The following is a 21,030-nucleotide window of genomic DNA, read 5'->3' on the forward strand; positions in this document are numbered from 1 at the left end:
TGCAAAAGGTTTCCCCTCTCGCAATGTTTTCTCAAAGAGAATCTACTGCAGCAGCGTCGGCGTGGGGCATTGTCCAGCGGGGGGCGTGCGTCGCGTCACCCGGTACACCTGTGCCGGGGGGAAGTTTTCCAGTACCCAGCCGATGCGTTCCACCTTCAGTCCCAGCCGGGTGCGGATTTCCCGGGGGATGGGACAGCGGAAGCCGTACGTGAACTGATAGAAGGCGCCGTCCTCGCGCAGTTGCTGGAACGCGCCGCGCAGGATGGCGTACACCTTTCGCCTGGGCATGGCCAGCAGCGGCAGCCCGCTCACCACGGCCCCAGGCTTGGTGGCGCCGATCCCGCTGAGTTTGCACAGCCGGGCAGCATCGGCGCAGATGACGTCTGCGCAAGGGTAGCGCTTCCGCAGCAGATCGGCGAATTCCTGCCCGTACTCCACCAGAATCAGATGTTCCTGCGGCACCCCTCTGGCCAGCAGCGCCCGCGTGAAGACGCCAGTGCCCGGCCCAAGCTCAATGACGGGGGCGCTCTCGCACTGAATCTCAGCCGTCATGGCCCGCGCCAGGGCGCGGCTGGAAGGGATGACGGACGCAACCCGCAATGGGTCCGTCGCCCAGGCGAAGAAAAAACGCAGTGAGTCCGTCATGTGTTGCTCCACACAGCAAAGGCGGTTCCAGGGTGCAGCCAGGGCGCGTGTTTCGCGCATTCTTTCCCCTGCGCCACACGGCGCGCAGGCATGCCGACGCGACAGTATCGTGCGTTCTGTGGCAATTGAATCACGACCGGGATGTTTTTGGGAGAGCCCGGAGTTTCAGCGATGAAAAAGCCCGGGAAGGACCATTTCGCCACATCGGCACAGCCGTTGAGGCCACGCACAAAGATGCCCAAGGGGTGTACCTGGAACGGCCGACGTGCGCAATGGCTGATAGGGGAGGACCACCCGTTCCGCTCCAAGAATACGGATCTCTCGCGGCGGAATTGGAATCAGCCTTGATGATCCCGCGCGAAATAGACGAAATCGATGTCCCGGACAGCCGCGCCGCACAGGCCGAGGAGGCCATGCACCTGGCCGCGATGGTGGGTTTGGTGGTTGAAGAGCTGCATCACGCACACGGTCACAGGCAGGGCCATGGGCTGGCCGCTGATGGTGTGGTAGTGCAGCGTTTCCTCAAGTCGGGAGGCGGACAGGCCGGCCGCAAAGGCCAGCAGCCGGGCATCCTCGGCCTGGCGCAGGGCAAGCAGGGCCTCCAGGGAATCCGCCACGAGACCGCCCACGCCGGCCGGGGCCACGCCCTCACCCGTGAGGCGGTGCAGCCAGAGCCGGTCCGCCAGCAGCACATGGTTGAGCACGCCAAACATGGATCCAAAGTCCACCGGCCGGGCCGCCATCAGGCAGGCCGGATCGGCCTTGGCGGCGTCTTCAAACAGGATGGCGTTGGCCCAGCCATTATACCGGGCCAGGGATGAAAACATGGATAGCATGGCGAACTCCAAATAGTTTCCCTGAATCACCATAATTTTCAGAAACCTTTCCCCCAAGCCCCCTTCTTGGAAAGACCAGAAAGGGTGTCCTCCGAGAGTTCCTTTCAAAGATAACTTGCCCTACACGTCTTCGTCCCAGATCGTCCGTTCCCAGGCGATTTTTCCCTTGGTCTTGTTGAATTTTCTGAGCAGGATATAGATGGCGCCGGCGCCGCCGTGCTTGGGCAGGGCCGTGCAGAAGGCCAGCACCACGCGCTTGAAGGGATCCCGGGTGAGCCAGCCCTGGACGCGATCCTTGATGATGCCTTGCCCGTCGGGGGAGTTTTTGCCTCGCCCGGTGACCACCAGCACGCACCGTTTGCTGTGCATGTAATGATGGCGGATGAAGGCCACCAGGGAATCGAAAGACTGCAGGGTGTTCAGGCCATGCAGATCCAGATGGGCTTCGGGGCTGTACTCGCCATTGCGCAGGCGCTGCAGGATGCGACGATCCAGCTGGGCAATGTAGCCCAGGAGGTATTCATCCAGATGTTCCAGGGTGAATTCCGCCTCGCCAGTCACCAGGGCCTTGAGGGCGCGGCGGGCTTCCTCGTCTGGGTCTGGCGGGGGCGGCGGCGGGGCCGGGGCGGCCAGATTTGGCGCGTTGCGGGCCTTGCCACCCAGAGGGGCCACGTCCTGCATGGCGTGGCCAAACAGGGAGCCGTCGTCGGGGTGGTCCTGGACAACCGCGGCAATGCGCGGCTCATGCACGGGCTTTTCCGGTCCGCGGCGCTTGGGGAACTGGCGGCGGTCCAGGCTGGCAAAGGGATTGTCGGGGGGAGATTTGGCCATGGGCAGAGGATAGGCGGAAGTTGCCTCAGGTCAAGCCCTGTACGGGGGCGTTGTGTTGTGTGTTTTTACAGTGAGTTTACGACAGTTGGGTGTCCTGCAGCAGTTCCGAGGCCCAGACCGAGGCCTTGTTGTAGGCCACGGCAGCCTTGACCGGGGACAGGCCGAACGTCGTCAGGGTCTGTTGCATGTCTGCCCAGCGGCCGTCTTCCACGGCTTCGCTGAGGGTGAGCCATTGGGATGCCGCGTGCGTGCCAAGCAGGGTGGCGCGGACGGCGTCGTCCAGGGGTGCGCCATTAAGAATTTCTTCCATGGAAATGCGCAGCAGGGCATCCAGCTTGGAGAACAGGCCCACCAGCATCAGGGCGTCCTTGGGGAGGGGCGGACGGGTGGTGCATTCCGCCAGCAGTTCCAGAAACCGGGCGCGCTGCACGCTCATGTAGTACAGCTCTTCCGTCTCGGCCGTTTGGTTCATGTCTGCCAGGAGCACCGCCATGAGCCACTGCCGCAGGGGGCGCTGGCCCAGCAGGGTGACGGCCTGGGAAATGGACTCGACCTTTTTGGTCCTGGCCATGGAGGCGGAATTGATGAAATGCAACAAGCGCAGGCTCAGGGACGGGTCTGCGCCGATGATGCGCGAGAGGGCGGTAAGCTCAAAGTCTTCTTTGGAGACTTCCTGGATGAGTTGTATTTTTGCCGCGGCGGCAGGCTGGAGCTTGCGGCCGGGCACCACCATCGGCCGGGCGAAGAAATATCCCTGGAAATAGTGGAACCCGGCGCTGCGGGCCATCTGGAAGGTGCGTTTGTCTTCCACCTTTTCCACCATCATGTGCAGGTTGGAAAATCCGGAAAGACGCTGCACCATTTTGATAACATCCCCGTCTTCGCGCCCGCGCAGATCCAGGGACACGATGTCCGCCAGTTCGATGAGCGCGGCATAGGACGGCAGGGACAGGGCAATGGTGAATCCGGCCTCCTTGAGCAGGGCACAGGCATTCAGGGTGGTGCGGTCCGGAGTCTTGGCGTCCATCACCTGGATGATGGTCTGCTCCGGGGGCAGCGCCATCGCAATTTCCTTGCGCAGCAGGTTGGGCGGCAGGGTGATCAGCAGGGGTAGCTCGGGCCGTACGCCATGCCGGGCCAGGGCGTAGCCGTCTGCGATAATCTGGGCCGTCGCCTTGTCCGGATCATCAAACACGGCCTGCTGCGCCTCGGCGCTGTCCCGAAAGAGCAGTTTGTAGGCGTACACCTTGCCGTTGCGGTCATAGATGGCTTGCCGGGCGACGAAGATCGACTGGAAGGCCTGGTGGTTCGCAAGAATTTCCACAATACTCCTGCCTTGCTAAATCATCATGGAGTCCCGCGAAGGGGAGGGCGGGCCTGGGCCTGCGGGCTGGCTGCACTACAACACAACTGCGCCCTGCTGAAAACTCCCAAGTTACGCCGTTGGTGACCCGGCAGCGGGGGATTCCTCCAGCAGTCGCACCAGCAGCAGGCCACAGCAGGCAAGGGCTCCGATGGAGTAGAATCCCAGGTGGAACCAGTGGCGGTCGCCCATCCACCCCAGGGCCAGGGGCACCAACCCGTTGCCGATGACAATGGCCGCCGGCACGATGAGGGAGATGGCCAGGCCCCGGTCCTCTTCCGCAAACAGCCGGGAGATGTATGCGAATCCTGCGGGAAAAAAGATCACTGAACTGAGCGGCTGCAGCACCGTCGCAGCCACCAGCCACCAGCCCTGGGCGTATCCCAGCGCGGCGGTGGTGATGGCGGAAAAGATCAGATACACGGCAATGGTGCGGCGTGCGCCCAGCCTGTCCGTGGCCACGCCGGCGAACAGCACCATCACCGGTCCGGAAAGTCGGGACACCGCCAGCAACTGGTTGGCCTGACTGCGCGTGTAGTCGTGTATTTCGTGCAGAAAGAGCGGCAGCATGGCGTAGGGGCCCATGCTGGCGCCCACGGCCACGGCAAACAGGCACAGCAGCGCCCAGAAGGTGGGCCGCACGACGAGCCGGCGAGCGTTGGCCACGCGCAACGGCGCGCCGCGCATCTCCCCGCCGCGTCCCCATTTGAAGAAGACCAGGGCGGCGACCATCATCAGGGTCCCGAAAAGCATGAGCACGGCCCGCCAGTCCGCCACACGCAGCACGGTCTCGGCCAGCAGCGGGGTGAGGATGAAGCTCAGGTTGGGCGCCACCTCGTGGATGGCCATGGCCCGGCCGTAATGCTGCGGATCAATCAGGGAGGTGAGCGTGGCCAGCCCGGACGGCAAGTACCAGCCCCCGAACACGCCGAAGAGCAGCAGCCCGGCGAAGAGCAGCCACTCGTCATGGCACAGGCCCGTGAGGAGCATCACCAGACCCATGCAAAAGGTGGAGACGCAGACCATGGTCCGGTGTCGCATGTGACAGGCCACGGCGCCGGAAAAGAACAGCGAGACACTGTAGCCCACGGAAAAAATCAGCAGCATGCGTGCGGCTTCCGCATGGCTGAAGCCCATGTCCGCCTCAATGGCCGGAAACAGGGGCGGGAAGATGACGCGCGCGCCGAAGTTCAAAAAAAACATGCCGGCCACGGCCGTGAGCCAGGGCAGGGCAGGGCGCAGATCGGACGTTGGGAAGGTGATGGACATGTGGCAACCTGGAGCATCCGTGCTCCCGCGAGTGGGAGCGACAATCCAAAGCCGTTCAGCCTAGCTGAATCCCGCGAGAAAGCAACGACAATCTGCGCGGCCTTCCTGCGCGGTGCAGGGACGTGGCCGGCACTCAGCGTTCAGGGGTGGCACAGGCAGGGGCATGCCGCACGAACAACAGCGCGCCGATGGCGGCCGTGAAGGGCGCCACCGTGACCAGCCCGAAGCTGCCCACCAGGGTCTTGAGCACCTCGGCGGAGACGTAGAGCAGGTTGAACTGGTTGGTCAGCGGCACGCCCTGGGCCATGAAGGCCATGAGCAGGGTGATGTAGCCGCCGGAATAGGCCAGCAGCAGGGTGGTGGTCATGGTTCCCACCACGGCCCGGCCCACATTGAGCCCCGAGCGCAGGGCCTCCCGCCGGGTGATGTCCGGCTTGCTGCAGACCACTTCATCCATGGCCGCAGCCACGTCCATGGACAGATCCATCACTGCGCCCGAGGCGGCGATGAAGACCGATCCCACAAAGAGCTTCACCAGATCCAGATGCCCGAAGCCGGAGTACAACATGGTTTCCGCAAACGGCAGCACCGCCCCATGCACCCGGAACTGCAGCGTGAAGTAATAGGCCAGCGCCGCGCTGCACAGGATGCCCAGCAGGGAACCGAGCAGGGCCACCAGCGCCTTGCGGGTGAGGCCGGCCACCAGCGTGATGATGGAGATGGTCAGGAAGGTGACCACGGCGATGGAAAGCCAGAACGGGTCCCAGCCAGCCAGCAGTCTGGGCACCAGCACCTTCCAGAGCATCAGGGCCGTGAGCACAAAGGACAGCAGCGCCTTGAGGCCGGTCCAGCGGCCATAGGCGAGCAGCAGCACCGCAAAGAGCCCCAGGAGCAGGAATTCCAGCCCCAGGCGATAATGGTCCTGCGGGTTGACGAAGATGACTTCACCCTCGCCATTGATGGTCAGCACCAGCAAGGCAGTGTCTCCGGGCTGGTAGAGCTTGTCCAGATCCATGCGGCCCTGCAAAATATTCTGGGCCCGGAACTGCTGCCCCTTGAAGCGGCCCTCCAGGGCCTCCACGATGACGAGCTGCTCGCCCTGACGCAGAATGCCGAAGCGTTGCACATGGGTGTCGTCCACGTGGATGATGCGGCCACGGATGCGCTCGGCATCCCCGCCCTGGCTGCGTTCCTCGAAGCCGGTGGGGAGGAACAGCAACGCGGTGCAGACAAGGACAAAAAATGCGACCACCAGGGCATCGCGGCGAATGCTGCAGGGGGCAGAGGGAATCATGATGGGAGGCTCCGCAAGACAAGGCCGGGCGGCAAGGCATGTGGCCTCGCCGCCCGGCATGAGGGTGCAACAGAGGAATGGGTACTACTGTACTACTTGGCGGCCACGGCGGCAGGCACGGCCACGGGGGCAGCAGCAGCGGATTCCATGATCACGGGCTTGCCGGGCTCGCCCATCACTTCCATGGTCCGCAGGGCAATGTCGGCCAGGTGGTAGGAGCCGGTGAACTTGTCGGCGCCGGCGCCCATGGCGGACACGGAGATGGGCACGCCGGTGTGGGAGAAGGAGGTCCAGGACAGGCCGGCCTTCTGGTTCAGCACGTGGGTGATGGCCACGCCCAGAGGATTGTAGCCGCCGTAGAGGACGTAGGTTTCTTCGTTGGCGTCGCGTTCCTTCTTGCCCATCTTGGTGGCTTCGAAGGCGTCCTGCAGCAACTTGATCTGGTATTCGGAAAGGACCAGCACGTCCTTCTTGGCGTCGCCTTCAAACTTCAGGCCGAAGTGTTCGGTGATGAGGGCCTTGGCAGCGTCGAAGTCGCCCTGGAAGTCCTTGAAGATTTCGGCGTCGAATTTCTGGAAGGAGATTTTCTGGGAGCCCAGCACTTCGAAGTCGGTGTCGTACTTGGTGCCGGCGTAGCCCAGGGTCAGGCCGCCGCATTCATGGTCGCCGGCGACGAGGATCAGGGTCTCGTTGGGGTGCTTCTTGGCGAAGTCCACAGCCTTCTGGATGGCCTGATCGAACACCAGGGTGTCGTGGATGGCCGCGGCGGCGTCGTTGGCGTGGCAGGCCCAGTCGATCTTGCCGCCTTCCACCATCATGAAGAAGCCCTTGGGGTTGTCCACCATTTCGATGGCTTTTTCGGTGAATTCGGCGATGTTGATATCTTCGGCGCGGGTGTCGATCTGGTAGGGCAGGGCCCCGGCGTCCTGGCGCCAGTCATTCCAGGCGATGACTTTGCCGTCGCTGGGCTTCAGGGCCATGAAGTCCTGCTTGCTGGTGATGATTTTGTAGCCGTTTTCCTTGGCGATGGCCACGGCGTCGCCCAGGGGCTGGTAGGATTCGTCCTTCTTCTTGGCGCGGGCGCCGTCGGGGTCACGCATGTCGCCGCCGCCGAAGAAATCGAAGCCGGACTTGGCCAGGGCGATGTCGATTTCATGGTAGCCGCCACGGCTGGGCACATGGGCGTAGAAGCAGGCCGGGGTGGCGTGGTCGATGGACACGGAGGAGAGGATGGCCACCTTCATGCCGCGATCCTTGGCCATTTCCGCCACGGTCTTCACGGGCTTGAGGGCGGTGTTCACGCCGATCTTTTCCACCAGGGTCTTCACGCCGGAAGCCATGGAGGTGGCGGCGGCGCCGGAATCGGTGATGAAGCGATCCACGGCATCCGTGGCGGCGATGCCCTGCACCGGGAAGGTGTTCATGACCAGGGGCTTGCCCTGGAACTGTTCGGCGGCAGTGCGCTGGGGCATGCCCATGCCGTCGCCAATGAACAGAAAGATGTACTTGGCCTGCTGCGCAGCAGGGGCCGCAGCGGCAGGCAAGGCCACGCAGGCGGCCAGAGCCGCCATGCAAACGACACGGGCCAGGCGGGTCATGCCCGGGAAGCGCGCGATCATGGATTTCTCCTCCAATGCAAAAAAAATTCTATGAAGAGGCTCAAACACCGCTCTTGTGCACGGTGAATGTGGAGATACCGTGACGACCAGGTGAACTTGTTGCGCCGCCCGTCTGCGGCGTCACTCCCCGGGCGGCTCCAGCGCATCCACTGGCAGTTGTTCGCGGAATTCCTCTTCATAGATGGTCAGCATCACCATGGCGAAGCCCAGCACCAGCGGGCCATACAGCAGGCCGCGGATGCCATACGTCTGAAAGCCGCCCAGCAGGGCCAGGAAGATGTAAAACGGGCTCATCTCCGCCTCGCCCTGCATCAGATAGGGCCGGGCAAAGTTGTCGATGGATCCCACCACCACGGCGCACCAGATGGCCAGGAAGATGGCCATGGTCCAGGAACCCATCAACGCCAGATAGGCCACGGCGGGGATCCAGATGAGGGCCGTGCCCACCACGGGAATGAAGGATGCAAACCCCAGCATCACGCCCCAGAAGGCCGCAGGGATGCCCACAATGGCAAAGCCGATGGCCCCGGCAATGCCCTGCAGCACCGCGGTGGCCAGGGAGCCCAGCAGCACGGAGCGCGCCACAGCCCGGACCCGGGCGATGATGCGGTCTTCCTGCTCTTCGCGCAGCGGTGAAAGGGCCTTGATTTTTTTGATCAGCGCGGCGCCGTCGCGGGAGAGGTAGAACACCAGGAACATGGTGATGAAGAAATTGGAGAGCAGGCCGGCGGCGTTGCCGATCAGATTCGCCCCCTGGGCCAGAAAGCGTTCCGAGGCGGTGCGGAAGATGGTCAGCAGATTGCCTTCCAAATCCAGCTCCTTGACGTTCACATAGGGCACGTGCGCTGCCACCCATTCTTGCCATTGGGATTTCCAGTCGCTGGTGGTGTAGGCGTCCAGGCCGCCCTGGTCCACCCATTCCTTCACCTTCGCGCTGGACTCCAGCCCCTGCTGCACCATGGCTGCCGTTACCAGGTACAGGGGCAGGATGATCACCAGACAGATGAGCAGCACCACGCACAAGGATGCCAGGCTGCGCCGGCCCTTGAGTCGTGTGGACAGGTGCTCCTGGACCGGGGAGAACAATCCCGCCAGCACCGTGGCCAGGATGAGCTGCGTGAGGAAGGGCTCCAGCACGCCGTACGCCATGTACAAGGCATAGCAGAGCACCAGCAGCAGAAAGGGCCGGATGCCACGATGAAAGAACAGTTGCATCCATCCCTGGGAGGCATGCACCTCGCATGGCGGGGCGGGGAGTTCAACTGGCGACGGGGCTTCGGCGGCATCCGTTTGGGGGGTGGTCACGGAAAATCTCCTGAAAGGATGAGGGAACAGGCTTTCCGCCCTTGCGGAACCCGGCGGATGGGCTATTCTACCAAAAGAACGCCGCAATACCAAGACATGAACCACAGGAGAGCGCCCCCCCATGTCCCCCACGCCCCCCATGTCCCCAAAGCCTTCCACTGTCGTCGCCCCCCGCCTGCGCCGCATCACCATGGATCTCGGCGATTGCTCCGCCTGCGAAGCCTGCACCAGCCTGGCCCCGGACGTCTTCGGCTGGGACGAGAACACGGAGCGCCCCCGCCTGCTCAAGGAGCTCGTGCCCCAGGATCAAGCCCAGGAAGTCATCAGCTTCTGCCCCCAGGACTGCATCAGCTTTGATGATGAAGAATGCCAGGATGTCTGATCACCCCCCCGAAAGAAATGGGTATTCTCCGCCGGAATCCGGGGTGCTGGACAAGCGCGGGCAGATGTGGTTGGTGGTGCAGATGATTTATACGCCACGATTCGCCAGCACCTTTTGCTGCTGAAAACGCAATGCGCCCGCCTCGTGTTGCATCCCCCGGCCTGCGCCACCCAGCCCAACACGGGCACGCGAAACGCGTTCTTGTCCTGATGGTGCTGCTGGTCGTCATGGGCGCGGGACTGGCCGGTCCGGGCACGGCCTCCACCTTGCCGGTGGACCTCCGGTTCGAGCGCATCGGCCTGGAGCAGGGGCTGTCCCAGGCCTCGGTGCTCTCATCCGTCAAGGATTCGCAAGGGTTTTTGTGGTTCGGCACCTACGATGGCCTGAACCGGTACGACGGCCTCAATTTTCATGTTTACCAGTCCCGGGACGAGTCCGGTCGAGGGCTGTCGGACGACGGCATCCGCACCCTCGTGGTCGATGCGCAAGGCGTCCTGTGGGCCGCCACCAGCGCGGGAGGGGTGAATCGCTATAATCGTGAGGACGACAGCTTCACCGCGTTCATGCACGACCCGAACAATCCCGGCAGTCTCTCCAGCAACGAAATAGAGGCCCTGCTGGTGGATGCCCAGGGGGTGTTGTGGGTGGGAACATCCAATGGCATCGACCGGATGCAGCCGGATGGCTCCTTTGTGCATCTGGAGCCGAGCCGTGCCGATGGTTCGCCGGTGCACCTGCGGGCCGTCAAGGCCCTGGCCCAGGACGAGCACGGCCGCATCTGGGCCGGGAGCGAAGAATCGCTGCTGTGCCTGACCCCCCAAGGGGAGGTTTTGGCCGAGTACGGGCAGGCTCCTGGTGCGTCGGGAAAGCCATTGGCTGTGGGGACCATCCAATGCCTGCTGACCGAATCGCGCGATGGCGTCTGGATCGGCGGCAGCGATGGACTGTACCACCTGGACCCTGCAGCAGGGGAGGGGGCGTCGTATCTGGCGGGCGATTCGGTGAAGTTTCTGTTCCGGGACAGCCGGGGCATTCTGTGGGTGGGCACGGATGCCGGCCTGGCACGCCGCCTGCCTGCGGCAACTGCCGGCGAAACCGACAGCTTTTTGCGATACAGGCGCAATCCCTTTGATCCGCACAGCCTGAGCAGCGACGATGTGTACAGCATGCTGGAAGACGATTCCGGCATCCTCTGGCTGGGCACGTACACCGAAGGCCTGTGCAAGATGAATCCGCGCACCCAGGAGTTTCATCTCATCCGGAGCGAGCCCTGGCACGAAGACTGGATTTCAGACAGCAACGTAAATGCCGTGCTGCAGGACGAACACGGCATCCTGTGGCTGGGCACCACCTATGGCGGTCTGAACCGGGTGGACCTCGCCACCCGCCAGGTGCAAGTCTACCGCGCCGGTATGGGCTCCTTCCCTGCGCAGGAGGTGCGCTCCCTGGCCCTGGACAAGGAGGGCCGTCTGTGGCTGGGCACTTCCGACGCCGGCGTGCTGCAACTGGACAGAACCACCGGCGAGTTCATCCAGCATGCGCACAACAAGAAAAATCCGCAGTCCCTCGGCCACAACAATGTCTACTGCATATATGACGACGGGCAGGACAGTCTCTGGATCGGCCTGAGCAAGGCAGGCCTCAACCGCCTGGACAAACGCACCGGACTGGTGGAACGCTTCGATGCCGATCCCGGCAATCCGGATGCCTTGCAACACAAGCGGGTGCGCGTCATCCTGGAGCACGGCGGCCGTCTGTGGCTCGGCACCAGCGGCGGCCTGCATCTGCTGGATCGGGAAACCGGCCGCTTCCGCCATTGGGAGCACGACCCCAAGAATCCTCACAGCCTGCTGGATGACAAAGTCACCGCCCTGCTGGCCGGGCCCGGGCCAGACACGCTCTGGGTGGGCACCAACAGCGGGCTGTGCCTGTTCGATCTGGCCGCGGAACAGTTCTTTCCCTTCACCCCGGCGCAAGGCTGCGAGTTCCCCAATCTGTTCATTGCCGCCATGCTCAAGGATGGTGTGGGCGATTTGTGGGTCAGCACCTTCAAGGGCCTGAGCCGATTTACCCCCATGACCCGCGAGGTACGCAACTACACCCCCCTGGAGGGCCTCCAGGGGTACGAGTTCATGGAGCGCAGTGCCTTCCGCAACGCCACGGGGGAAATGTTTTTCGGCGGTCTCAAAGGACTCACTTGGTTTCATCCGGACCGCATTCTTCCCAACCCGCACCTGCCGCCGGTGGTGCTGACGGGCGTTTCCATCATGAATGCGCCCATGGCGACGAAGGAGAACGTCACACTGCTGCGCGAGGTGACGCTGTCGCATCGGGATGTCCTGTTCCGTTTTTCCTTCGCGGCCCTGGATTTCTCAGCCCCCTTCAAGAATACCGTGGCCTACATGCTGGAGGGATTCGACCAGGACTGGATCACCACCCGTCCAGGCTGGAGCGCCAGCTACACCAGCATCGAACCGGGGCAATACCGCTTCCGGGCCAGGGCAGCCAACAGCGACGGCGCCTGGAATCCTCAGGAACTGCAACTGGTGGTGCACATTCTGCCGCCGTTCTGGCAGACGGCATGGTTCCGCGTGCTGCTGGGGGTGGCAGCCCTGACGGCGCTGTATTTGTTTTATTCGTTGCGCGTGCGGCTCATCAAGCAGCACAACAGGCGGCTGGAGGATTTGGTGGCCGAACGCACCAAGAGCCTGGCCATCACCCATGCGCAACTGCAGGGCATCATGCAGCACGCGCCATGCGCCATTGCCCTCAAGGATGCCCTGCGGCGCTACACGCTCATTAATCCGCAATTCGAGAATTTTTTCCAGACATGTCAGGATATTGTGCATGAGCGGACGGATGCCGAGATATTCGACAAGGAGACTGTCGCTCTGCTGAGCGCGGCCGACCAGGAAGCCTGGGACCTGGGCAAAAGTGCCATCTTTGAAATGGCATACGCCAACCGTCTGCTCCTGGTGCAACAGGTGGCCTTTCGCGATGCCCATGGCGAACCCTATGCCCTGTGCGGCATTGCTCTGGATGTGACGGAGAAAAAACAGCTGGAGGCCGAAGCCCTGCGCGCCGGGCAGTTGGCCAGCATCGGCGAGCTGGCCGCGGGCGTGGCCCATGAAATCAATAATCCCATCACCGGTATCATCAATTACACGCAACTGCTTCAGGACGGCTATGGCAGTGACATCCCCGACATGACGCAGAAGATCCTGCTGCTTGCGGATCGCGTGGCCACCATTGCCCGGGGGCTGCTGTCCTACTCCAGAAGCGACCGCGAAAAACCCAAGCCCGCAGACCTGCGCGAGGTGGTGACAGACAGCCTGTCCCTTTCCCGCTATCGCTTCGAAAAGGAAGGGTTCCACGTGGAAGTGGAACTGCCTGACACACTACCCCACGTGCAGTGCCGCGCCCGGGAATTGCAGCAGGTGCTGTTGAATCTGCTGTCCAACGCGTTCCATGCCCTGAAGGAAAAACGCCTCAAGGACGATGCCACTCGGCTGACATGCACGGTGCGGGTGTATGTGCCGGATGAAAAGTCCGACCATGTACGGCTGGAGGTGCACGATACGGGCGTGGGTATCCCGGCGGCACACCTCGGCAAGGTCTGCCAGCCATTCTTTACCACCAAGCCCCGCAACGAGGGCACCGGGCTGGGACTCTCCATCAGCTCCAACATCGTCGCGCGGCACGACGGCCTGCTCACCGTGGCGAGCGAGGAAGGCCGCTACACCGTGGTGCAGGTGGACTTGCCGGCGCTTGCGCAGGATGGCAGTGTTTAGAGCATTTTAATTTTGAAAAANATCATAATAAAAAGTCTTTGGGTTCGGGGGAAGAACATTTCTTTAGAAAGGTTTTCCCCCGAAGGTCTTTTTCAAAAAAACGTGCTCTAATGGCTTGTTATAGTTAAATTTCGAATCCATTTTGGGGGCTGGGCAGTTCCAGCACAAAGGTGGCCCCCTGCCCATCCGGCCGGCTTGATCCCTCCACCCGAATAGTCCCGCCCATGCTCTGGACCATGTGCTTGCAGATGGCCAAGCCCAGCCCCGCCCCGCCGGAGCGTCGCCCTTGCTGGTCTGCGGCGCGGAAGAACCGCTCGAAAACCCGGCCGCGGATTTCTGAAGGTACCCCGGGGCCTTGATCCGCCACGGCAATGCGCACGCGGTCTTCGGCACGGCTGGCCTTCACAGTCACCACTCCGCCGGCAGGGCTGTAGCGCACGGCGTTTTCCAGCAGGTTTTTGAGCACGGTCCTGAAGCCTTCCTCATCCGCATACACGAGCATCTGATCGTCCTCCAGATGCCATGTCACCTGCACGGCATGCCGCTCGGCATTGGGCCGGATTTCCTCCACGCCTTCCTCCAGCAGTGCCGCCAGGGAGTGGGAGGCCATGTCTGCATGCCAGGCGCCGGCCTCGATGCGGGACAGGGCCAGCATGCCGTCCACGCACCCGGCCATGCGCCAGGCTGCCTTGTGGATGATTCCCAGAAACTTTCGCGCCATGGTCTGGTCCAGGGGTTCCTGTTCGAGCATGGTTTCGGCATAGCCGGCGATGGTGGTCAGGGGGGTGCGCATTTCGTGCGAGGCGTTGGCGATGAAGTCCCGCCGCACCCGCTCCAGGCGGTGCGCTTCGGTCACATCCCGAAACACCAGCACCAGCTTGCGCACGGCATGGGCATCCCGAAAGGGGGTGATGGACACTTCGTATTCCCTGTCTCCCCGGGGCAAGGCCATGGTGACCGCGGCTATCTCACCCGCGACAATGCGGTGCACGGCGTGCTGCAAGGCAGGCTCCATGGTGATTTCCAGCAGGTGCCGGCCTGCTTTTGGGGGCATGTCCTTGAAAACCTGGCGGAAGGCATTGTTCCAGGACTCCACCGTGCCGGAGGCGTCCAGCAGCAGTACACCCTCGGCCAGGCCGTTGAAAAGCGCCTCCAGCTGCCCCTTTTGTTCCGCAAGGCCCAGAATAGTGGCCTGGATTTGCTCCGCCATGGTGTTGACGGACTGTTGCAGCGGGAGAAACTCGCGGCCCGGGCTGGTGTACAGTCTGCGGGAGTAGTCCCCGTTGCCGATGGCCAGGGCGGTGCATGAAAACTTCAGGATGGACGCCGCCAGGGAACGCGACAGCCACAAGCCCAGCAGCAGCATGGCCCCCAGACTCAGGGGAACAAGCCAATTGATGGCCTGCAGCAGGCGGCCTTCCTGCGCCTGCACCTGGGACAAGGGGATGGCCAGACGCAGCACGCCTCGCTCGCCCTGCAGGCCGGGCTCCACCAGACGCGCCACGTACACCAGGCTTTTGCCCAGGGTGGCACTTTGGCGCATGGCCAGGCCTTCGCCATGTTTCAGTGCCTGTTCCACCTCGGGGCGCGAGGAGTGATCCTCCAGAAACGGCAGCCTGGCGCTGCCGATCTCCGAGTCCGTCAGGACCACGCCGTGCTCCATGTAGGTGATGCGCAATCCGAGCTGCGCCCCTGCCGCCTTGCACCATGCGTCCAGGTCCTCTTCCACCCCAAAAGGACCGTGCTGCTGCAGCAGCCACAGCAAGAGCCGCATGTCCCGCCTGGCGCGGTCTTCGGCATCCTGAATGGCGATGACTCCCATGGACGAATGGAAATACACCAGCATGGGGGCCAGGCACACAATGGCCAACAACCCAAAGGAAATGAACATCCGCATGCGGAAGGAAAGGGTGCGCGTGCCGGCCTGCATCTGTGGCGAGTGATTGTGACAAAAATTATTCATCATTTATTTTATTGTATTGTCGTGATTATTCGTTGCTTGTGGCGCAATATGTCACTAAACTGTAACATAAACAAGCGATACGCCCGGCTTGTTACGATTCGGTGACAAACCTTTTGACACACAAAGCGGCCAAGGGTAATGCAGCGCGGAATGCACAGGGGCGAGGAAACCAGCGGACTCCCCAACACTGCCAAGCCCACCGCCTGGAACCATGCATGACATTTTACGAAATTTTCATTGTGCTGGCCATGCTTGCAGGCTTTTTGATGGCCTTCAACCTTGGCGCAAACGACGTGGCCAACGCCATGGCGTCCTCCGTGGGCGCCAAGGCCATCACTGTTCGGCAGGCTTTGTTGATTGCCGGGGTGTTGAACTTTGCCGGCGCGGTGTTGCTGGGCTCGCACGTGACGGCTACCATCAGCAAGGGCATCATCAATATCGACATGATCAGTGATCCCAAGATATTGGTTCTTGGGATGTTTGCGGCGCTGCTTTCCGCAGCCCTCTGGGTGCTGGCAGCCACGTTGACGGGGTTGCCGGTTTCCTCCACGCATTCCATTGTGGGGTCCATTCTTGGCTTCGGCCTGGTTGCAGGCGGACCGGATATTGTCAACTGGCTGAAAATGGTCGGCATTGTGATTTCGTGGATCATCTCGCCGTTTTTTGGTGGGCTGCTGGGGTTTGTTGTTTTCAGTCTCATCCGTAAGAAGATTTTTCACCATCCGCAGATCATTCCTCAGGCGCGGCGCTGGGCGCCCATCTGGATTGCCATCACCGCGTCCCTGGTGGTGTTCTCGCTGATGTACAAGACGCCGGCCGGGAAGGCCCTGACCTGGGCTGCGGAAATCAAGTTGCTGGTTGCCCTGGGGATTTCTGCCCTGGCCTGGTATGTGGGCCGGTATTTCGTCATCATCTGGTGCAGGAACCTATCGGCGTGCTATGCTGGCGTGGAGACGATTTTCAGCCGCATGCAGGTGGGAACGGCCTGTTTTGTGGCCTTGACGCAAGGGGCAAACGACGTGGCCAACGCCATTGGGCCCGTGGCGGCGGTGTATATGGTGGCGCGAGATCATTCCCTGGCCTCGCAGGTGGAAGTGCCCATCTGGCTGCTGATGATCGGTGGCGGCGGCATTGCCTTGGGCATTGCCTTGCTTGGCCGACGGGTGATGGTGACCATGGGCGAAAAAATAACAGAACTCAACAACAGCCGGGGCTTTTCCGTGGAGTTCGGCGCCGCCACCACCGTGCTTGGCGCGTCGGTGCTGGGGTTGCCCGTCTCCACCACGCATGCGGCGGTGGGTTCTGTGGTGGGCGTGGGGCTTGCCCGCGGGTTTGGAGCGGTGGATTTCCGCATCCTGTTCAAGATTGTGCTGTATTGGGTGCTCACGGTGCCGGTGGCGGCGTTTACCTGTATTGTTATTTTCCAGCTGCTGCGCTGGATGATATTGTAGTGCATTCTGCCTGACTCTCAAGGAGACCCATCATGTTTCTGCGTGTTCCGTTTTTTGGGCTGCTTTCGAGCCATTCTCCATTGCGGCAGTTGCTTGATCATTACGACAAGATCTCCGATGGCGTGAAGCTCATGGAAGAGTCACTTGAATGCTACATTGGCGGCGAAGGGCACTGCAAGGCATTTGAGGACCTGACCCGTGAAGTGGATGTGCTGGAAGATCAGGCGGATAAGATCAAACGCTCCATCCGCAATCACTTACCCAGGGGGCTGTTTCTGCCCGTGGATCGGACGGTGTTTTTCGACTACACCAGACGGCAGGACAACATTCTTGATGAAGGGCAAAAAGCCCTCAACGTGCTCTTTGTGCGTCCACTGGCCATCCCGCTGGAATTTCACAAGGAAATGCTGGAGTTTGTGGGGGAGGTGACGGAGACCGTCAAGCTGCTGCGGCCTGCCCTGGAGTCCACTGTGGAATTGCTCCACGGCAAGCACTACGACAGGGCCGTCACCAAGAACCTGATCCGCACTGTCAGGACCAGCCACAAAGTGGTCTTCAAGCGGTATCACAGCATCACCTCACACATTTACAATGCCGAGGTAGGATTCAAGGATTTCCACCAGCTCCTTGAATTTGTGGAAGAAATGTACTCCGTCAGCCACAATACCGAGGGCTGTGCCGATTTGTTGCGCGCCATGATCGCCAAGTAGCACCGCGCATGCCCCTGCCGGGCCATTCCGCACCCATCTGCCCAGCCGCTCCATTGCTTGATTGCCGGGCGGCTGGACAGTATTGGGATTCAGTGGCATATGGCTGGCGCTTCCGCTTGTTTGAGCCGAGGCAACGAGCGAACAGGTCCGGGCATGCATGCGGGTATCCCTTGCTTCTCCGTTGATGCTCCCCATCGTGAGCTTTGCCGCCGCCATTCTTCTGGGCGGCATTCTGCTCGCGCATCCGGTGAGTGAAGGCAGCACGGAGGTTTCCCTGCTGGACGGGCTGTTCACCGCCACTTCTGCCGTGTGCGTCACCGGCCTGGCTGTGGTAGATACGGGCACAGCCTTCAGTCCTGTTGGGCATGGGGTACTGCTGTCCCTCATCCAGGCCGGCGGGCTGGGCATCATGACCTTCGCCAGTCTGGCATTCTATCTGTGGCGACACAGGGTGTCCCTGACGGATCGCATTGCCGTGGGACAGACCCTGCTGCACGACCAGGGCTTCCACCTGGGCCGGTTCCTGGTGGCGCTGTTTGCCGGCGTGTTTGGCATCGAGGCCCTGGGGGCCCTGGCCTTGCACCTGGCGGATCCCCAGGGATTTCCCGTCTTCGGCGCCGTGTTCCACAGCATTTCCGCCTTTTGCAACGCCGGATTCGGGCTGTATTCGGACAGCCTGATGCAGTGGCGGGGCGATTGGGCGGTGAATGGCATCGTCATGCTCCTTATTATCCTCGGCGGGCTGGGGTTTTCCACCCTCACGGAACTGGCCATGGTGCTGCCCCGTCGATTGCGGCACCGGCACATGACCTTGCAGCCGCGGTTGAGTTTCCACACGCGGCTGGTGCTGCGCGCCTCGGCCTGGCTCATCGTGGGCGGGTGGGTGGCCATTCTGTTTATGGAAGTGATGACGGACATCCGCATCGGCCATCTGGAAACGGATGATTTTCTGCTGGCGGCGTTGTTCCAGTCCGTCACCTGCCGCACCGCCGGATTCAATACCGTGGACATCGCCAGCCTTTCGAGCATCACCTTGTTGTTCATGATGTTTCTGATGTTCGTGGGCGGTTCGCCGGGGTCCACGGCCGGTGGCATCAAGACCACCACGTTTCGTGTGATTCTGGGGTTCATCGGTTCCCAACTGCGGCGGCGCGAACAAACCGTGGTGGGAAACAGGGCCGTGGATGCCGATACCCTGAACAGAGCCATCATTCTGACCATCTTTTCCGTGCTCGCCGTGCTGGCGGCCATCATGGCGTTATGTATCACCGAGGCAGGCGGGACGGACAGGATGGTGCGGGAACGGTTTTTGGATCTGGCCTTCGAGGCGGTGTCGGCCTTCGGCACCGTAGGGCTCTCCACGGGTGTCACGCCCACCCTGAGCGCACCGGGCAAGGTGGTGATCATGCTGTTGATGTTCACGGGCCGGCTGGGGCCCATCGTGTTCCTTTCCGTCATGCAGAGCTGGCAACGGTCGCCGCGGTACCGCTGGGCCGATGAGCGCTGCATGATCGGCTGATTCAGGCACTTGCGACAGGAAGCGTTTGCGATGGCAGCAAAAAAAGGGCTGGAAGTGGGCATTGTGGGCCTGGGCAAGTTCGGGTCTGCCCTGGCCGAGCGGCTGGTGGAGATGAAGGTGACGGTGATTGGGCTGGACCGTTCCGAAAGCAGGGTGGGCGCCATGCGCGACATCCTGGAGCATGTGTACCATGCGGATGCCACGGACAAGGCCGCCCTGCGCCAATTGGGATTTGGCGATCTGACCCACGCGGTTGTTTCCAGCGGGCATTCCCTGGAAGCCAGCGTGCTGGCCACCCTGAATCTCAAGGAACTGGGCGTGCCGCAGGTCTGGTGCAAGGCCATCAGCGAGGAGCACGAGAAGATCCTGCGCAAGCTGGGCGCGGATTTTGTCGTGTTTCCGGAACAGTACGTCGCCAAACAGATTGCCCACCACCTGGCCGTGCCGGGTCTGGTGCACTATTTTCCCCTGGGCAGCGGGGTGGCCCTGCAGGAAGTGATCGTGGAAAAGTGGGCCGGCAGCACCCTGCGCGATCTGAACCTCACCAACCGCTTCCACCTTCAGGTGGTGGGCATCAAACGTCCGGATGAAAAGGACTATTCCTACATTCCCAAGGCGGATCAGGTGCTCAATGTCGGGGATATGCTGCTCATCATCGGGGCGGAAGATCGCCTGGACCGCATCGAGAGCTGAGGGGCAAAATCACTTCTCCCGGGTGCGCGGGCCATCCACTTTCTGCATTCGCAGCAGCACCAGACCGCGCTTGCCCAGCTCGCGGAGGAAGGCCGTGACGGCCAGTTCGGCTTCCCGCGGGTGCAGTCGCCAGGATGCGGCGAATTCGGCGCAGATGTCGGCCACGGTGCGCTGCCCGTCGATGAGCCGCCAGGTCCAGGCGCCGAGTTCGTCCAGTTCCAGGGCCTTGGTGCCGGCCGAGGGTAAGGCAGTGCGGGTGAACGCAGCCAAGCGCTTGACCCACGGCCGATGCGCCAGGGGAAACACCAGCCGGGTGGCGCCGGCTTCGGTCACCACCGTCTCCACCTGTTCATGCGGTACAGGCACGGCAGCCATGGCCTGCTCCCGGGTGGGGGGGGCGCTGGGATCATGCAGGGACGATGGCATAGTGGGCGCACAGCTCCCGGAGCAGGGGTTCCTCCCGGGCAGGTGCGCCGCGGGCAAGCAGGGCCATGATCTTGGTGTCCTCGTCATCAAGCCATAACGAAAGGACCATGTCGTCTCCGGGGTCTCCCCAGATGGTCCGCCACCAGTTCCCGGTTTGTGTTTCGGACCAGCGCGAACAGGCGCGCCAGCGGGCGCTGCATGGCCCGGGGTGGGCAACCCGGGTGCGCTCGTCCAGGGGCAGGCCGGGATGAAAGGTGGCGGCCCATTCCTGGAGAGATCGACCGCGCAAGAGCATGCTGGCCGGCCCCAATCGATCAAAGGTGACGATGCCTTCGGGCCGTCGCAACAGCCCCCGGGCCGGGCCGTTGAACTGCAGATGAAAATGCCCCGGCTGAAAATGAAAGCGTTGCAGCGCATACGTCGCCGGCACGGCCAGCCGCAGGCCGAAGGCCTGCCATGGCTGCAGTGCGCCGGCGGGCGCCACGGTCAGGCTGCCCAGCAGCGCGGCGGTGGCGGTGCAGTCGGCCCGAAGCGTTTCGCCGTCGGGATGGGGCTGATGCACCAGCAGCATGGCCGAGCGTTGGTTAGGCAGATCCAGCACCAGACCCACGCCGGCAGGGCTGCGGGATTCGGGCGGCCGCGCAAAGCGAAAGGCCAGCACGCCTGGGAGCGCGTGCAGGGTCGGGCCGGAGGAAAAATCGAAGGTTGCATCAGGCAGCAGCCGTTGCAGGCGGGAGCGCAGGGCCGCCTCGGCCATGGGCGTGTTCTGCCGCCAGACGATTTCCAGCCGCGGTCCGGCAGCGTCGTCGGCCCGGAGATAGGCCTTCTCCAGCACGGTGACGTCCCAGTCGGCCGGCAAGGCAAAGCAGAGCCCTTGCCAGGCCCAATGCACGGAGGGTGCTGCGACCATAGGCACATCGTCCAGGCGCACCA

General features: G+C 62.5%; 17 protein-coding genes. 6 read left to right on the forward strand and 11 right to left on the reverse strand.

Translation table 11 applies throughout. From position 1 onward, the window contains the following. Positions 1-42: 42 nt before the first annotated feature. The 8 genes from DGI_RS09770 to DGI_RS09805 form a co-directional block, all read right to left on the reverse strand. Positions 43-645 (reverse strand): class I SAM-dependent methyltransferase, encoded by a 603-nt coding sequence (locus DGI_RS09770; RefSeq protein ID WP_034607889.1) that lies wholly within the window; start codon positions 643-645, stop codon positions 43-45. A gap of 338 nt (positions 646-983) precedes the next feature. Then, positions 984-1,481: a DinB family protein gene (locus DGI_RS09775; protein ID WP_021760814.1), complete on the reverse strand. Its 498-nt coding sequence runs from the start codon at positions 1,479-1,481 to the stop codon at positions 984-986. 120 nt (positions 1,482-1,601) lie between these two features. After that, positions 1,602-2,312, reverse strand: coding sequence for a Smr/MutS family protein (locus tag DGI_RS09780; protein WP_021760816.1), 711 nt, complete (start codon positions 2,310-2,312; stop codon positions 1,602-1,604). A gap of 76 nt (positions 2,313-2,388) precedes the next feature. After that, on the reverse strand, positions 2,389-3,636 hold the full coding sequence (locus DGI_RS09785) for an EAL and HDOD domain-containing protein (RefSeq protein WP_021760818.1): 1,248 nt from the start codon (positions 3,634-3,636) through the stop codon (positions 2,389-2,391). A gap of 111 nt (positions 3,637-3,747) precedes the next feature. Beyond that, entirely contained in the window at positions 3,748-4,944 is a 1,197-nt protein-coding gene (locus tag DGI_RS09790; protein WP_021760820.1) for an MFS transporter, read from the reverse strand. Positions 4,945-5,077: 133 nt separating this feature from the next. After that, positions 5,078-6,238 carry a YibE/F family protein gene (locus DGI_RS09795; protein ID WP_021760822.1) on the reverse strand — a complete coding sequence of 387 codons (1,161 nt, stop codon included), beginning with the start codon at positions 6,236-6,238 and terminating at the stop codon, positions 5,078-5,080. A gap of 92 nt (positions 6,239-6,330) precedes the next feature. Continuing rightward, positions 6,331-7,857 carry an alkaline phosphatase gene (locus DGI_RS09800; RefSeq protein ID WP_268741853.1) on the reverse strand — a complete coding sequence of 509 codons (1,527 nt, stop codon included), beginning with the start codon at positions 7,855-7,857 and terminating at the stop codon, positions 6,331-6,333. Positions 7,858-7,977: 120 nt separating this feature from the next. Further along, a complete protein-coding gene (locus DGI_RS09805) occupies positions 7,978-9,162 on the reverse strand; it encodes an AI-2E family transporter (RefSeq protein ID WP_051286626.1) in 1,185 nt (394 codons plus the stop codon). A 121-nt stretch (positions 9,163-9,283) separates the two neighbouring features. On the opposite strand from DGI_RS09805, the gene DGI_RS09810 reads away from it, so the two are divergent. After that, positions 9,284-9,544 (forward strand): ferredoxin, encoded by a 261-nt coding sequence (locus tag DGI_RS09810; RefSeq protein WP_021760828.1) that lies wholly within the window; start codon positions 9,284-9,286, stop codon positions 9,542-9,544. A 209-nt stretch (positions 9,545-9,753) separates the two neighbouring features. After that, positions 9,754-13,335, forward strand: a complete 3,582-nt coding sequence (locus DGI_RS09815; RefSeq protein ID WP_021760830.1) for a two-component regulator propeller domain-containing protein — start codon at positions 9,754-9,756, stop codon at positions 13,333-13,335. A 124-nt stretch (positions 13,336-13,459) separates the two neighbouring features. On the opposite strand, the gene DGI_RS09820 is transcribed toward DGI_RS09815, so the two are convergent. After that, positions 13,460-15,265 (reverse strand): sensor histidine kinase, encoded by a 1,806-nt coding sequence (locus DGI_RS09820; protein ID WP_021760832.1) that lies wholly within the window; start codon positions 15,263-15,265, stop codon positions 13,460-13,462. Positions 15,266-15,513: 248 nt separating this feature from the next. Here DGI_RS09820 and DGI_RS09825 point away from each other — a divergent pair, with 248 nt between their 5' ends. The 4 genes from DGI_RS09825 to DGI_RS09840 all read left to right on the forward strand — a co-directional run bounded on the left by DGI_RS09825 (position 15,514) and on the right by DGI_RS09840 (position 19,671). After that, entirely contained in the window at positions 15,514-16,749 is a 1,236-nt protein-coding gene (locus tag DGI_RS09825; RefSeq protein ID WP_021760836.1) for an inorganic phosphate transporter, read from the forward strand. Between the two features lie 32 nt (positions 16,750-16,781). Beyond that, entirely contained in the window at positions 16,782-17,459 is a 678-nt protein-coding gene (locus DGI_RS09830) for a DUF47 domain-containing protein (RefSeq protein WP_021760838.1), read from the forward strand. 157 nt (positions 17,460-17,616) lie between these two features. Further along, positions 17,617-18,978 carry a TrkH family potassium uptake protein gene (locus DGI_RS09835; RefSeq protein WP_021760839.1) on the forward strand — a complete coding sequence of 454 codons (1,362 nt, stop codon included), beginning with the start codon at positions 17,617-17,619 and terminating at the stop codon, positions 18,976-18,978. A gap of 30 nt (positions 18,979-19,008) precedes the next feature. Further along, entirely contained in the window at positions 19,009-19,671 is a 663-nt protein-coding gene (locus DGI_RS09840; RefSeq protein ID WP_021760840.1) for a potassium channel family protein, read from the forward strand. A 9-nt stretch (positions 19,672-19,680) separates the two neighbouring features. On the opposite strand, the gene DGI_RS18780 is transcribed toward DGI_RS09840, so the two are convergent. Together DGI_RS18780 and DGI_RS18785 are read right to left on the reverse strand one after the other, a co-directional pair. Beyond that, the gene (locus DGI_RS18780; protein ID WP_021760841.1) at positions 19,681-20,097 is read right to left on the reverse strand and encodes a PqqD family protein; all 417 of its coding nucleotides are present in this window, start codon (positions 20,095-20,097) and stop codon (positions 19,681-19,683) included. Next, the gene (locus DGI_RS18785; RefSeq protein ID WP_027193248.1) at positions 20,078-21,007 is read right to left on the reverse strand and encodes a hypothetical protein; all 930 of its coding nucleotides are present in this window, start codon (positions 21,005-21,007) and stop codon (positions 20,078-20,080) included. Before DGI_RS18785 ends, DGI_RS18780 begins: the two co-directional genes overlap by 20 nt. Positions 21,008-21,030: the final 23 nt, after the last annotated feature.

It is taken from the genome of Megalodesulfovibrio gigas DSM 1382 = ATCC 19364 (assembly GCF_000468495.1).
Taxonomy (GTDB): Bacteria; Desulfobacterota; Desulfovibrionia; order Desulfovibrionales; family Desulfovibrionaceae; genus Megalodesulfovibrio; species Megalodesulfovibrio gigas.

Excerpts from the sequence above, each read along its gene's own strand:
- DGI_RS09790 (WP_021760820.1), bottom strand. The coding sequence starts at position 4,944 with ATGTCCATCACCTTCCCAACGTCCGATCTGCGCCCTGCCCTGCCCTGG.
- DGI_RS09770 (WP_034607889.1), bottom strand. The coding sequence starts at position 645 with ATGACGGACTCACTGCGTTTTTTCTTCGCCTGGGCGACGGACCCATTG.
- DGI_RS09775 (WP_021760814.1), bottom strand. The coding sequence starts at position 1,481 with ATGCTATCCATGTTTTCATCCCTGGCCCGGTATAATGGCTGGGCCAAC.
- DGI_RS09815 (WP_021760830.1), top strand. The coding sequence starts at position 9,754 with ATGGTGCTGCTGGTCGTCATGGGCGCGGGACTGGCCGGTCCGGGCACG.
- DGI_RS09795 (WP_021760822.1), bottom strand. The coding sequence starts at position 6,238 with ATGATTCCCTCTGCCCCCTGCAGCATTCGCCGCGATGCCCTGGTGGTC.
- DGI_RS09835 (WP_021760839.1), top strand. The coding sequence starts at position 17,617 with ATGCGGGTATCCCTTGCTTCTCCGTTGATGCTCCCCATCGTGAGCTTT.
- DGI_RS18785 (WP_027193248.1), bottom strand. The coding sequence starts at position 21,007 with ATGGTCGCAGCACCCTCCGTGCATTGGGCCTGGCAAGGGCTCTGCTTT.
- DGI_RS09825 (WP_021760836.1), top strand. The coding sequence starts at position 15,514 with ATGACATTTTACGAAATTTTCATTGTGCTGGCCATGCTTGCAGGCTTT.
- DGI_RS09810 (WP_021760828.1), top strand. The coding sequence starts at position 9,284 with ATGTCCCCCACGCCCCCCATGTCCCCAAAGCCTTCCACTGTCGTCGCC.
- DGI_RS09800 (WP_268741853.1), bottom strand. The coding sequence starts at position 7,857 with ATGATCGCGCGCTTCCCGGGCATGACCCGCCTGGCCCGTGTCGTTTGC.
- DGI_RS18780 (WP_021760841.1), bottom strand. The coding sequence starts at position 20,097 with ATGCCATCGTCCCTGCATGATCCCAGCGCCCCCCCCACCCGGGAGCAG.
- DGI_RS09830 (WP_021760838.1), top strand. The coding sequence starts at position 16,782 with ATGTTTCTGCGTGTTCCGTTTTTTGGGCTGCTTTCGAGCCATTCTCCA.
- DGI_RS09820 (WP_021760832.1), bottom strand. The coding sequence starts at position 15,265 with ATGCAGGCCGGCACGCGCACCCTTTCCTTCCGCATGCGGATGTTCATT.
- DGI_RS09780 (WP_021760816.1), bottom strand. The coding sequence starts at position 2,312 with ATGGCCAAATCTCCCCCCGACAATCCCTTTGCCAGCCTGGACCGCCGC.
- DGI_RS09840 (WP_021760840.1), top strand. The coding sequence starts at position 19,009 with ATGGCAGCAAAAAAAGGGCTGGAAGTGGGCATTGTGGGCCTGGGCAAG.